General features: G+C 67.3%; 19 protein-coding genes. 11 read left to right on the forward strand and 8 right to left on the reverse strand.

What is annotated here, in order from left to right; translation table 11 throughout:
* Positions 1-78 precede the first annotated feature (78 nt).
* The 4 genes from ACFHVL_RS04055 to ACFHVL_RS04070 all read left to right on the forward strand — a co-directional run bounded on the left by ACFHVL_RS04055 (position 79) and on the right by ACFHVL_RS04070 (position 4,284).
* Entirely contained in the window at positions 79-993 is a 915-nt protein-coding gene (locus ACFHVL_RS04055) for a carbohydrate ABC transporter permease (protein ID WP_416625688.1), read from the forward strand.
* A gap of 71 nt (positions 994-1,064) precedes the next feature.
* On the forward strand, positions 1,065-1,838 hold the full coding sequence (locus ACFHVL_RS04060; RefSeq protein WP_416625690.1) for a carbohydrate ABC transporter permease: 774 nt from the start codon (positions 1,065-1,067) through the stop codon (positions 1,836-1,838).
* Positions 1,835-3,217 (forward strand): GH1 family beta-glucosidase, encoded by a 1,383-nt coding sequence (locus ACFHVL_RS04065; RefSeq protein ID WP_416625633.1) that lies wholly within the window; start codon positions 1,835-1,837, stop codon positions 3,215-3,217. The genes ACFHVL_RS04060 and ACFHVL_RS04065 overlap by 4 nt, the downstream gene beginning before the upstream one ends.
* A gap of 56 nt (positions 3,218-3,273) precedes the next feature.
* Positions 3,274-4,284, forward strand: a complete 1,011-nt coding sequence (locus ACFHVL_RS04070; protein ID WP_416625635.1) for a LacI family DNA-binding transcriptional regulator — start codon at positions 3,274-3,276, stop codon at positions 4,282-4,284.
* Between the two features lie 71 nt (positions 4,285-4,355).
* Here the strand turns inward: ACFHVL_RS04070 and ACFHVL_RS04075 are convergent, their stop codons facing one another.
* The 3 genes from ACFHVL_RS04075 to ACFHVL_RS04085 form a co-directional block, all read right to left on the reverse strand.
* A complete protein-coding gene (locus ACFHVL_RS04075) occupies positions 4,356-4,904 on the reverse strand; it encodes an HAAS signaling domain-containing protein (RefSeq protein ID WP_416625637.1) in 549 nt (182 codons plus the stop codon).
* Positions 4,901-5,275 (reverse strand): PadR family transcriptional regulator, encoded by a 375-nt coding sequence (locus ACFHVL_RS04080; protein ID WP_416625639.1) that lies wholly within the window; start codon positions 5,273-5,275, stop codon positions 4,901-4,903. Before ACFHVL_RS04080 ends, ACFHVL_RS04075 begins: the two co-directional genes overlap by 4 nt.
* Before the next feature lie 67 nt (positions 5,276-5,342).
* Positions 5,343-5,534: a thiamine pyrophosphate-dependent enzyme gene (locus ACFHVL_RS04085; RefSeq protein ID WP_416625641.1), complete on the reverse strand. Its 192-nt coding sequence runs from the start codon at positions 5,532-5,534 to the stop codon at positions 5,343-5,345.
* 57 nt (positions 5,535-5,591) lie between these two features.
* On the opposite strand from ACFHVL_RS04085, the gene ACFHVL_RS04090 reads away from it, so the two are divergent.
* Positions 5,592-5,918, forward strand: coding sequence for a hypothetical protein (locus ACFHVL_RS04090; RefSeq protein WP_416625643.1), 327 nt, complete (start codon positions 5,592-5,594; stop codon positions 5,916-5,918).
* 24 nt (positions 5,919-5,942) lie between these two features.
* Here ACFHVL_RS04090 and ACFHVL_RS04095 read toward each other — a convergent pair whose 3' ends face one another.
* Positions 5,943-6,563, reverse strand: a complete 621-nt coding sequence (locus ACFHVL_RS04095; RefSeq protein ID WP_416625644.1) for a TetR family transcriptional regulator — start codon at positions 6,561-6,563, stop codon at positions 5,943-5,945.
* A 140-nt stretch (positions 6,564-6,703) separates the two neighbouring features.
* On the opposite strand from ACFHVL_RS04095, the gene ACFHVL_RS04100 reads away from it, so the two are divergent.
* The 3 genes from ACFHVL_RS04100 to ACFHVL_RS04110 all read left to right on the forward strand — a co-directional run bounded on the left by ACFHVL_RS04100 (position 6,704) and on the right by ACFHVL_RS04110 (position 8,044).
* On the forward strand, positions 6,704-6,952 hold the full coding sequence (locus ACFHVL_RS04100; RefSeq protein ID WP_416625646.1) for a FitA-like ribbon-helix-helix domain-containing protein: 249 nt from the start codon (positions 6,704-6,706) through the stop codon (positions 6,950-6,952).
* Complete coding sequence (locus tag ACFHVL_RS04105; protein WP_416625647.1) at positions 6,949-7,374, forward strand: type II toxin-antitoxin system VapC family toxin; 426 nt, start codon at positions 6,949-6,951, stop codon at positions 7,372-7,374. Before ACFHVL_RS04100 ends, ACFHVL_RS04105 begins: the two co-directional genes overlap by 4 nt.
* A 256-nt stretch (positions 7,375-7,630) precedes the next feature.
* Positions 7,631-8,044 (forward strand): hypothetical protein, encoded by a 414-nt coding sequence (locus ACFHVL_RS04110; protein WP_416625648.1) that lies wholly within the window; start codon positions 7,631-7,633, stop codon positions 8,042-8,044.
* A gap of 14 nt (positions 8,045-8,058) precedes the next feature.
* Here the strand turns inward: ACFHVL_RS04110 and ACFHVL_RS04115 are convergent, their stop codons facing one another.
* Entirely contained in the window at positions 8,059-9,231 is a 1,173-nt protein-coding gene (locus ACFHVL_RS04115; protein ID WP_416625649.1) for a PQQ-binding-like beta-propeller repeat protein, read from the reverse strand.
* A 23-nt stretch (positions 9,232-9,254) separates the two neighbouring features.
* On the opposite strand from ACFHVL_RS04115, the gene ACFHVL_RS04120 reads away from it, so the two are divergent.
* Together ACFHVL_RS04120 and ACFHVL_RS04125 are read left to right on the forward strand one after the other, a co-directional pair.
* Complete coding sequence (locus tag ACFHVL_RS04120) at positions 9,255-9,626, forward strand: type II toxin-antitoxin system RelE/ParE family toxin (RefSeq protein ID WP_416625651.1); 372 nt, start codon at positions 9,255-9,257, stop codon at positions 9,624-9,626.
* Positions 9,623-9,952: a helix-turn-helix transcriptional regulator gene (locus tag ACFHVL_RS04125; protein WP_326549619.1), complete on the forward strand. Its 330-nt coding sequence runs from the start codon at positions 9,623-9,625 to the stop codon at positions 9,950-9,952. The genes ACFHVL_RS04120 and ACFHVL_RS04125 overlap by 4 nt, the downstream gene beginning before the upstream one ends.
* Before the next feature lie 32 nt (positions 9,953-9,984).
* Here the strand turns inward: ACFHVL_RS04125 and ACFHVL_RS04130 are convergent, their stop codons facing one another.
* The 3 genes from ACFHVL_RS04130 to ACFHVL_RS04140 all read right to left on the reverse strand — a co-directional run bounded on the left by ACFHVL_RS04130 (position 9,985) and on the right by ACFHVL_RS04140 (position 11,034).
* Positions 9,985-10,215, reverse strand: a complete 231-nt coding sequence (locus ACFHVL_RS04130; protein ID WP_416625653.1) for a hypothetical protein — start codon at positions 10,213-10,215, stop codon at positions 9,985-9,987.
* Positions 10,216-10,367: 152 nt separating this feature from the next.
* Positions 10,368-10,745 carry a type II toxin-antitoxin system VapC family toxin gene (locus ACFHVL_RS04135; protein ID WP_416625691.1) on the reverse strand — a complete coding sequence of 126 codons (378 nt, stop codon included), beginning with the start codon at positions 10,743-10,745 and terminating at the stop codon, positions 10,368-10,370.
* Between the two features lie 31 nt (positions 10,746-10,776).
* Positions 10,777-11,034, reverse strand: coding sequence for a type II toxin-antitoxin system Phd/YefM family antitoxin (locus tag ACFHVL_RS04140; protein ID WP_416625654.1), 258 nt, complete (start codon positions 11,032-11,034; stop codon positions 10,777-10,779).
* A gap of 530 nt (positions 11,035-11,564) precedes the next feature.
* On the opposite strand from ACFHVL_RS04140, the gene ACFHVL_RS04145 reads away from it, so the two are divergent.
* Complete coding sequence (locus ACFHVL_RS04145; protein WP_416625656.1) at positions 11,565-11,759, forward strand: hypothetical protein; 195 nt, start codon at positions 11,565-11,567, stop codon at positions 11,757-11,759.
* Positions 11,760-11,886: the final 127 nt, after the last annotated feature.

Raw genomic sequence — 11,886 nt, forward strand, 5'->3', positions numbered from 1 at the left:
GACGCCGCACGGACCGCCCCCGCCGCCGCCGCCCGGCCGGCCCGGCGACAGCCCGAGCCGCCGCCGGCGCGGCCCCGGGTGTGGCTGGCCCGGCTGGACACCAGAGCCTCGCCGTACCTCTACATCGCGCCGTTCTTCGTACTGTTCGCTATCTTCGGCGCCTACCCGCTCGGCTACACGTTCTGGGTGTCGCTGCACGACTGGGACCTGCTCGCTGCCGACCACCCGTTCGTCGGCTTCGACAACTACAGCAAACTGCTCGGCGACGGCGACTTCTGGAACTCGGTGCTCAACACGCTGGGCATCTTCGTCATCTCGACGGTGCCGCAGCTGCTGCTGGCGCTGTGGTTGGCGCACCTGCTGAACCGGCAACTGCGGGCCCGGACCTCGTTCCGGATGAGCATCCTGATCCCGAACATCACCTCGACGGCTGCGGTGGCGATCGTCTTCGGGCAACTGTTCAGCCGCGAGTTCGGCATGATCAACTGGGCGTTGGACCTGATCGGGCTCGACGCCATCGACTGGCGCAACAACAAGATCGGCTCCTGGGTGGCCATCTCCACGATGGTCGACTGGCGGTGGACCGGCTACAACGCGCTGATCTTCCTGGCCGCAATGCAGTCCATCCCCAAGGACCTGTACGAGTCGGCGGCGATCGACGGCGCCAACCCGGTCCGGCAGTTCTGGTCGATGACCGTGCCGATGCTGCGGCCCACGATCATCTTCTGCGTCATCATCTCCACCATCGGCGGGCTGCAGCTGTTCACCGAGCCGCTGCTGTTCAACTCCGGCACGAACCCGATCCGCGGCGGGCCGCTGCGCGAGTCGCAGACGATGACCATGTACATGTTCGAGAACGCCTTCGCGCCGCACTTCAACTTCGGCTACGGCTCGGCCATCGCCTGGATGCTGTTCGCCCTCATCGTCGTCATCTCGCTGATCAACGTGCTGGTGATCCGCCGACTCGGCAACAGCACCCGCAAGGAGGGGTGAGCGTGAAAGCCAGTCAACACCTGTGGAGCGCCAGCAAGCTGACCTACGCGACGCTGATCGCAGCCGGGGCGATGTCGATCTTCCCGATCTACTGGATGTTCGTGGTCGCCACCCGGTCCAGTGACGCCATGGGGCAGATCCCGCCGCCACTCACCCCGGGCGGCAACCTGCCCGGCAACATCGAGCGGCTGTTCGCAAACCCCGACGCGTACTTTCTGACCGGCATGCTCAACTCCGCGTTCGTCGCCGGCACCGTCACCGTCTCGGTGGTGCTCTTCTCCTCGCTGGCCGGGTTCGCCTTCGCTAAGCTGCGGTTCAAGGGCTCCAACGCGCTACTGCTGGTGATCATCGCCACGATGATGGTGCCCACCCAGCTCGGCGTCATCCCGCTCTACATGCTGATGACCCAGCTGGACTGGAACGACCGGCTCGCCGCCGTCATCGTCCCGGCGCTGGTCACCGGATTCGGGGTGTTCCTGATGCGCCAGTACGCCAGCCAGGCGGTCAGCACCGAGCTGATCGAGGCGGCCCGGGTCGACGGCTGCTCCACGCTGCGGATCTACTGGAGCGTGGTGCTGCCGGCGTTGCGCCCGGCCGCCGCCGTACTCGGCCTGCTCACCTTCATGACCATGTGGAACGACTTCCTCTGGCCGTACGCGGTACTCAACGATCCGGAGAACCCGACTGTCCAGTTGTCGCTGCGTGCCCTGTCGAACGGCTACTACAACGACATGTCCCAGGTCTTCACCGGCACCGCAATCGCTACGCTGCCACTACTGATCGTGTTTCTTGTTTTCGGCCGCCAGATCATCGGCGGCATCATGGAAGGTGCAGTCAAAGCGTGACGAACTCAAGCGAGGCCGTACGATTCCCCGACTCGTTCATCTGGGGTGCGGCGACCGCGTCGTACCAGATCGAAGGCGCGGCCCAGGACGACGGTCGCGGCCCGTCGATCTGGGACACCTTCAGCCGTACGCCGGGCAAGGTGCACGCCGGGCACACCGGTGACGTGGCCTGCGACCACTACCACCGCTACCCCGACGACGTGGCGTTGATGTCCGAACTCGGCCTGCACACCTACCGGTTCTCCATCGCCTGGCCGCGCATCCAGCCCGACGGCACCGGGCCGGTCAACCCGCGTGGGCTGGACTTCTACGATCGGCTCGTCGACGAGCTGCGCGGGCGGGGCATCGAGCCGATCGTCACCCTCTACCACTGGGATCTGCCGCAGACCCTGGAGGACCGGGGCGGCTGGACCAACCGGGAGACCGCCGAAGCCTTCGCCGAGTACGCCCGCGCGGTGCACACCCGCCTCGGTGACCGGGTCAACACCTGGACCACGCTCAACGAGCCGTGGTGCTCGGCGTACCTCGGCTACGGCGCCGGGGTGCACGCCCCAGGCCGCACCGACCCGGCCGCCGTGTTCCAGGCCGTGCACCACCTGCTGCTCGGCCACGGCCTGGCCAACCAGGCGCTGCGCGCCGCCGGGGTGTCCACCCTCGGGATCACGGTCAACCCAACCTCGGCGTTCCCGGTCGACCCGGCCAGCGAGGCCGACGCCGAGGCGGTACACCTGGTCGAAGGACTGCAGAACCGGATCTTCCTCGACCCGATCCTGCGCGGCGGCTACCCGGCCGACATGCTGGCGCACGTCAGCCGATTCACCAGCCTGGAGCACATCCGCGACGGCGACGAGAAGATCATCGGTGAGCCGATCGACCTGCTCGGGATCAACTACTACTCCCCCACCTACCTGACGGCGAGCGACGGCGCACCCGGTGGCGGGGGTGCCTTCCCCGGCACCGAGGGCATCGAGTTCGTCGCCCCGGCGCAGCCGCTGACCGACATGGGCTGGCAGATCCAGCCGTCCGGGCTGACCGCGCTGCTGACCAAGCTGGGGCGCGACTATCCGGGCGTACCGATGATCATCACGGAGAACGGCGCCGCCTTCCCCGACCAGCTGCACCCCGACGGCGACCGGGTCGAGGACACCGACCGGGTCGACTACCTGGACGGGCATCTGCGGGCCGCGCACGACGCGATCGCCGCCGGGGTCGACCTGCGCGGATACCTCGTCTGGTCGCTGCTGGACAACTTCGAGTGGGCGTACGGCTACGACAAGCGATTCGGCATCGTGTACGTGGACTACCTGACCCAGCGGCGGGTGCCGAAGGCGAGCGCCCGGTGGTACCAAGAGGTGATCCGCCGCAACGGCATCGACTGAGCCGGGTCACCGGTGACGGGATCGTTCATCGACAGACGGGGAGCACAGGCGTGAGCATGGCCAGGGAACGTCCGACCCTGGAGGCGGTGGCCCGGCGGGCCGGCGTGTCCCGGGCCACCGTCTCACGCGTGGTGAACGGCTCGACGACGGTCGCCGAGCAGATCCAGGAAGCGGTCCGCCGGGCGGTCCAGGAACTGGGGTACGTACCCAACCTGGCCGCCCGCAGCCTGGTCACCCAGCGCACCGACTCGATGGGGCTGATCCTGCCGGAAACCGCCACCCGGGTCTTCTCCGACGACCAGGTCTTCCCCGGCATCATCCAGGGCGTCAGCCAGGAGTTGGAAGCCGCCGACAAACAGCTGGTGCTGATGATGGCCGGCTCGGTCGGCAGCCACGACCGGGTCGAGCGGTACGCGAGCGGCCGCCACGTCGACGGCGTCATGTTCGCCTCGATCCACGGCGTCGACCCAATGCCCGGCACCCTGGCCCGCAGCGGCCTGCCGGTGGTGTGCAGCGGCCGGCCGATGGGGCAGGTCAGCGCCGGAGTGCCGTACGTCGACGTGGAGAACGAGGCGGGAGCCGAGCGGGCGGTCCGCTACCTGATCGAGTCGGGTCGGCGACGGGTGGCAACGATCGCCGGCCCGCAGGACATGATCGCCGGGGTGGACCGCCTCGCCGGCTACCGTACGGTGATCCGGGAGGCCGGCGGCCGGTCGCTGGTCGCCACCGGTGACTTCACCCGCGACTCGGGCATGGTCGCCATGCGTCAGCTCCTCGAGGACGACCCCGGGCTGGACGCGGTCTTCGTCGCCTCCGACCTGATGGCCCACGGCGCCATCCGTACGCTGCGCGAGGCCGGCCGTCGGGTGCCCGACGACGTCGCGATCATCGGCTTCGACGACATCGAGATGGCCCGCTACATGGACCCGGCGCTGACCACCGTCCGCCAGCCGATCCAGGAGATCGGTCGGTCGATGGCCCGGCTGCTGCTGCGCCTGGCCGACGGCGAGGCCGTCGAACCGACCGTCATGCTGCCCACCGAACTCATCCTGCGCGACTCGGCCTGACGCCCCCATCTACGGAGCCGGCCAACGGGATCGGGCCAGGCGCCGATGCCAGGTAGCCCGACTCTCGACAGTCATGCTCTGGTTGCCAGCACGTAGCCTGCGCCCAGAGCAAGGACGACCGGGCCGGCGGCGATGACCGCGACCGCCAGCCACGGTACGGGTGGTGCCATGTCCGCTCCGGTGCGCGGATCGAGGACCCTGTCGTCTTGACGACGGACGCGACGCACGATCCAGATTCCGAGGGAAAGCAACACCGCCTGCCCAAGTATCAGCAGCGGGATTGCCTCGGCCCACAACAGACCGAAGCGACCTGTTTCGATCTCAAGGAAGCCTCGTGTCATCAGCCCGGCGCCCACCACCGCTAGCAGCACAACTACGCCGTACGCCCGGATGAACAATGCGAGCGTTGATGTCCAGCCCACTCGGCGTCGGCCCAGTACGCCGGCCAACTCGGCGGCGTAGTCGGCCGGCTCACCGAACGCAGACCTCGGATCCTCGCCACTTTCCAAGACGTGGCTCTCCACCTCGGCAAGAGCCTCGGCGATCCGAGGTCCGGGTAGTCGGCGTGACCGCAGGGCGGCCGTCAGCTCCTGCTGGTACCTGTCGAGCCTGCTGCTCATGCGTCATCCTTGGTCGAACCCGTTGACTGGCGACTTTCCTGCGGATTGGCGATGGCAGCTACCCGGTCGGTGAAGGTCTCCCAATCGGCGGCGCGCCTGTGTAGTTCGCCGCGACCAGCAGCGGTAGCGGTAAAGAACTTCCGACCCGGCCCCGCCGCACCCTCGCGCCACGTCGAGGTAACTAGGCCGTCGACCTCGAGCCGGGTCAGAACCGGGTAGAGCGTTCCACCTTTCACTACGCCGAGCCCGGCGGCCTGCAGCCGCTGGGCGACGGCGTACCCGTAGGTCTCACCTTCGACCACTATGGCAAGCACGCACAGCGAAAGGGCGCCACGCATCCACTCCGCTGGCCACTGCCGACTCTCCTCCACAGCTAGACTGTACGCCAAGCTAGTCAGGCAAACAATCTAGTCTCCAGACCCGGGAGAGGAGCCGTCACTACCAGCCGATGGCGTTCGCGTCGACCTCGATGACGACGGGTCGGTCCGCAGTGAGCGCGCGACGAGTGGCACCGACGAGTTCGTCGATGCCGGTGACCCGTACGCCGTGCGCGCCGAAGGCGCGGCCGAGCAGCACGAAGTCGGGTGTCACCAGGTTCACCCCGACCGGGGCGATGCCGGCCGCGAGCATGCCGTCGCGGATCTCTGCGAACCCGGCGCCCTCGGCGAAGCCCTGGCCGCCGCCGCAATGGGCAGCGGCGAACTCTTCGCGGCCTGGCAGGCCAGCCTGGCCGGCTTCGCCACCCGGCAGCTCGCCCGGGTCACGACGACCACGGCCAAGGAGCGCCCGCGCCAATCGTCCTGGGGCCGCGCCCGGGTCGAATGGCCGTCGGGCCGCGTCCGTGAAGGCTGGCTGCGTGCCGGCGAGGGCATGACGTTCACGGTCGAGGCCGTCACCGAGGTCGCCCAGCGCCTGGCCAAGGGCGAGGGCCGGCCCGGCGCGTTCACCCCGGCCAGGCTCTTCGGCCCCGAGGTGGCGCTGGCCGCCGGCGCCGAATTCGTGGTCACCGACTGAGTCCGGGACGGCGTGACGTGCTGGTCAGCGCGTTGCGGGCACGGGCAGGCCGGCGGCGAGTCGGCTCAGTGCTTCGGGGAGCAGTTGCTCCATCGGCACCGGCGGGTCGGCGTACACGAAGTGTCGTATCGCCGTGTTGATCGCGGCGCTGACCGTCGCCGCGAACAGGCTCGGATACAGGTCCTGCTTGACGTCGGCGCCGGTGCGTTCGGCCACGGCCGCGGCCAACTCGGCCTCGGCGACCGCGACGGCGCGCAGCATTTCGCCCTGCAGCGCCGGCTCGACGAGCATCATCTTGAATCCGCTCACCCAGTCGACGTGCTCACTCTGCGGGGACTGCTCGACCTCCGTACCCGGCACGAACTGGGACATCGCCGCCACTCGGATCGCCGTCCACAGTGGCTCATCGGCCGGGCGGGCGCGGAACACGTCGACCAGCCGCAGGCTGCGATCGAGATGCCGGGACGCGATCGCCTCGGCTTTGCTGGAGAAGTAGTTGTTGAACGTACGCGCAGACACTCCGGCGGCCTCGGCGATCTCGTCGACCAGCACGTTGTCGAAGCCGCGCTCGACGGTCAGCCGGATCGCCGTCCAGCTGAGCACCACCCTTGTCACGGCCTTCTTCCGCTCCCGCAGCCCGGCCATGCACCGACACTAGTGCAAAAGTGCGCGGTACGCACTTTTGCGGGTCGCGCACTTTTGCGGGCGGTGAACGAGCAGTACCCGCAGACGCCCGGTGCTAGCATTGCTGTCAAAAGACACCCATACAGCATCTGGAGCAGAAGATGGCGGCTCTGAGTATCCGAGACCTGGATGACTCCGTAAGGGAGAAGCTCCGTCTCCGCGCCGCGAGACACGGCCGGTCGATGGAGGCAGAGGTCCGTGCGATCCTGACCGCAGCTGTCACCGAAGAGCCGGCCCACCCGAATCTCTTCAGCGCACTCACCGAGCGGTTCGCCCAACTCGGCGGTGCCGATCTGGATATTCCGGCCCGAGCCACCCGACCTCGCGCGGCCGACTTCTCCGCACAATGATCGCCCTCGACACCAACGTCGTCTCCGAGCTCATGCGCGCCGAGCCGGCCCCGACCGTCCTTCGGTGGCTGCGGCGAAACTCGGGCGACAGCCTGTACACCACGACAGTGACGGTTGCCGAGATTCGCTACGGCATCGCCCGCCTGCCGGAAGGCCTGCGCCGCAAGTCGCTACACCAGGCCGCCAACGAGATCTTCGCGGCGTTCCCCCGCCAAGTCCTCCCCTTCGACCTGGCCGCCGCCAACGCGTACGCGGACATCGTCGCCGGCCGTGAAAGTCTCGGCAACCCGATCGACGGCTTCGACGCCCAGATCGCCGCCATCTGCCGATCCCAGGCAGCCACCCTCGCCACCCGCAACACAAAGGACTTCCTCGACACCGGCATCACCGTCGTCGACCCGTGGCAGGAAACAGCAAGCTGAGATGGTCGCGGCGAGCCTCAGTACTGCCGCCGGGACGCGGCGACGATGATCTCCCACCGGGCAACGAGCCCCGGGAAGCCGTGGACGATTTCGTGGCCTGACCCGCTCCCTCGGCGACCGCGATTGTTCTAAAATCGAACAGTGAGCATCGGCGAGGCTCGCCGCCTCCTTGGGCTCGATCCTCAGGAACCCGCACACGATCTGTCCCGTCTGGTGACCAACCGCAGTGCGGGCCGGCAGCCATTATCAGGTCGACATGGCCACCCTGGCCTGCCGGTTGACCGAGCTGGGCCTGGTCGACCCGGCGGACGCCGACAAGATCCGTACGGTCCGCACCACCAGGGCGGACATCGAGGAGAAGGACCTGCTACCAAGCCAGGAGCTGGCACCGGTGTCGCTACCACGCAGCTACACCCAGGCTGTCCTGCGGCTGTATCGACGTGAGGTCGTCAGCCTCGACCGAGCGCTGGGTCTGTTACTCGGCACGTTCAGCGCGGACGACCTGCCCGAGCTGCCCCCGGCAAACAAGGCCGAGATCTCGGTCGTCGCTGAGGAGCCGCCCGGAAAGGAGCTGTTCACCGGGCTCACCGGCCGGTGCAGCCAACTCGGCGGGGCCGATCTGCAGATCCCGGCCCGAGCCCACCAACCTCGCGCGATCGAGACCTCTTGAAGCACGGTCTGCAATCAGGGATCGACGCCAACCAGCATTCCGGCCGAGTCCGCGCTACTCGGCGACATCCCGACGTCGATCGCGGTGAGGTGGCCCTTGCCGATGGCGTACACCCGAGTTCGGCCGTCGGAAAGCAGGCGGTCGATACGGGCCGAGAGTCGCATGCGCGCGACGACCGTCCCAGCCCGGTCCACGGCGACAAGCTGGTTCCCGGAGCAGGCGAACAACGCCCCTTCCGGCATAGGCACCGTGCCACAGGCGGCTGTCAGTCGCAGGCCCTTCACCTCCGTACTGACACCGGTGTGGAGATTGACGATCGTGACGCAATCAGTCTCGGCCAGCCACAATGTCCTGCCGCTGACCATCGGCGGCGTCGCCGCAAGGTCGCGGCTGTGCCGCCACAGGGTCGCCACGCCGTTGTCGGGGCTCAGGGCCATGACGGTTCGCGCACCGCTGAGAAAGACGATACGGCCGTCCGCGCCGACGCGGTATGCGACTCCAGAGTCCGAGAATCGCACCGGTGCCGGCAACGACCACTTGTCCACCACAGCACCGGCCCTCGCGTCCACCAGCGCCAATGTTGGCTGGTCGGCGCTCGCGACGAGGAAGGCGTCCGCCCCAATGTCGGCCGCCGCGCCCAATGACACAGGCAGCGGCCACGCGAAGCTACTGCCTGGCGTGAGCCCAGGAAGCTGCAGCGGTAACAGGTCGCCGCTGGCGAGGTCCACCCGTACCAGCTGGCGGTAGCCGCGCCACCCACCCAGCAACACGGTCGACCGGCAGATGCTGACGTAGTGGTGCAGCCCGAGACCCGTTGTCGACCAGAGCCGCCGCCCGTTGTCGACGTCGAGACAATGCAGGACGCCCGCCTGGCTCAGGTAGAGGCAGCGCTGTCCAGCGATGACAGCAGTACCCCAACAATCCTCGACGCGCTGCTCCCACAGTAGTTCCCCGCTCTGTAGGTCCAACCGCACCAGACGCGAATGCCGCTCCGCCACGATGACAGCGTCCGATGCCGCCGCCAGCGTCTCCGGGCCCGGGTCCAGGTGCAGCAGCCGAGACCACAGCACCGTCAGCGGTTGATCCACCGAGTCATCACCGCCCGCAACCAGGTCGTCCCGAACGCCGACGACGAACCCTACGCTGTTCGGCATCTCGCAACGGGCCGTAGGTCGCCGCCGAGACATAAGGCATGGTTTATAGTCAGCGTATGTGGGACGTCGTGCTGGTCGCCCCGGTCGAGGAGTGGTACCTCAGCCTGTGCGAGTCGGACCCGGCCACCGCCAACCGGGCCATGGAGGCGATCGACCACCTGGCGGAGGAAGGTCCTGGGCTTGGCCGGCCGATGGTTGATCGGATCCACGGCAGCCGGTTGCACAACCTGAAGGAGCTACGGCCCGGCTCTGCCGGGCGCTCGGAGATCCGTCTGTTGTTCGTCTTCGATGTCGAACGGGAAGCAGTGATCCTGGTCGCTGGAGACAAGGCGGGCAGGTGGAGCCAGTGGTACCGGGAGAACATCCCGGTTGCGGAGGCCCGATACGAGGAGTTTCTGGTCGAGCGCAAGAGTGGGGAGGGGTCATGAGCGCCCGTCGGTGGAGCGATGTGAAGGCTGAGGCGATCGCCCGAGAGCCATGGCTCGGCAGCGAGGAGGCGCAGGCACAGCGGGCTGCGATTCGCGGCGAGAATCTTGGCCGTATCCGGGGGCATGAACTGGCCGAGATGCGTAAGTCGGCCGGGCTCACCCAGGCCGAGGTAGCGGTAGCGCTCGGGGTGAGCCAGGCCAGGATCTCCCAGATCGAGCATGGCCAGGTCGACAGCCTGGACACGTTGCGTGCATACGCCGAGGCGCTGGGTGCCGAGGTTTCGATCGTGGTGTCTCGGGGTCCGCTCACCCTGCGGGTCGCCTGACCCTCTCCCGAGTGGTTGGCAGGACGTGCGGGTCACGCACCGTCCGTCTGCCGAGTACGCGCGGGCTGCCGACGCAGCCGCGCCAGCTGCACGACAGCGTTGATGACGACAACTGTGGTGAGCAGCGGAAGCAGGTCGACGAGCCAACCGAACTCCCACCAGGGCATCCGGTCGAACAGCAGCGTCATCACCAAGGCGAACAAGACCACAACAGCAGCAATCTGCACCGTGGTGACCAGCAGGAACCGAACCGCCGAACCCACATCGCCTCCCTGGCAAGGTGACGCCATCGCCGACCCGTACCGCCAGCCTGACACACATCGACAAGCATTCGACCCCCGCGCCCAGCGTCAACGCTTCCGTCCTGGTTTCGACCGAGCCGGTGGCGTGCTCAGGTGCAGTCGTCGGCAGGCTGTCACGGGTTGATGATCTCGGCACCAGTGGGCGCGAAGTCGGCCAAGTTGCGGGTGACGACCGGGATCCCGTGCACGAGTGCGGTGGCAGCGATGAGCGAGTCCCGCACGGGCTGCGGGTCGGGGACGTTCAGCACAGCACTGCGCCGAGCAACCGCAGTGTCGACCGGGAGGATGCGCTCGTCGAATGCGGGCAGCACCTGCGCCTCCAGCCAACGACGCAGGATCGCACCCTGAGCCGGGTCCCGTCGTTCGGCCAGCAGAACCCCGATCTCCAACTCCTGCACGGTGATCGCCGACACGAACATGCTGCCGGCCGAGGCACTTGCCGCCCAGGCGACGACGTTCTGTCCGCTCTGCCGGCCTTGGCCTTGCGGAATTCGGACACGAGTTTCGTGTAGAGCAGGAACATCAGCCTAGATCCGCCGGCCTGGCGGGATCGTTCGATGGCGTGACCTCAAGCTCGATGTCGTCCTCGTCCAGGGACAGCCCGATCAGGTCGACGATGCTCCCTTGGCCGCCGGTCAACCGCTGGTAGTACTCGAATGTCAGGAGCACGTGCGCCGGGCGACCCCGATCGGTGATGAAGACCGGCCCACTGCGGGCAGCGATCTTCGCCCACCCTTTGTCCAGGTTGAACTCACGATTGGATACCGTGGTGATGGTCATTGCTACCACCTCCCGAGACAAGGTAGCAAAATTTACTACATGCCGCCCTGGCTGTGGTACCGCTGGGACAATGGCTGTCACTACCGATCGGGCAGCAGCCTTTGACGACCGACGGACCGACGTAAACCAGTGGCACCGGGAGACGGAGAAGACGCCGTGGGTTTCATGCCTGGGATGGCATCCGCGCCGAGCTCGACGACGCTACGGCGTACGCCGCCGGGTACGCCCGCACCAAGGCATGGATCAAATCGTTCGAGAACAATCAATCGGCCGACCAGGCAAAGACCGATGATCAGGAATCTACCCGCCGCGAACGACGTCGCATCTTAGACCAGATGGCAGCCGAGGCCGAAGAGGCCGGGCTCTACGACCTGACCCTCACACCCAAGCGGACCAGGTGATGCGGCCTGGGTTGACCGCGAACCAACAGCAGAACCGACTTCCGTCGACATCGACGCTCAACTACTCTTGGTAGGCAGTCGCAGCTCAGGTCAACTACAGTGAATCTCGACCGAAGGGTCGCGGATCAAATGAGTGTCGGCGAGGTCGGCACCGTCCTGCAGGCGGTCGCCAAAACGCTCGAACAGCATCGGCGGCACATCAACGGTGTCACCGAGGCGCTCTATCGGTCGCGGGACCAGTTCCACGCCGCAACGGCCGTCTCCAGCCACCAACTCGTCACGGCCCCGGCGCTGTTCCGGCTTGAGTCGTTATGTGCGGGTTGAAAATCGGACATCGGCTGAGTTGCGGGACAAGCGCGACTCCTGATGATCTTGCGGGTGACTAGCCTCGAAGTTCATCGCTGGAGCCGCGCTCGTGACGACATCTTCCCTGACCGACCCCGTTGTTGAC

The sequence above is a fragment of the Micromonospora sp. LOL_023 genome (assembly GCF_048060115.1).
GTDB lineage: Bacteria > Actinomycetota > Actinomycetes > Mycobacteriales > Micromonosporaceae > Micromonospora_E.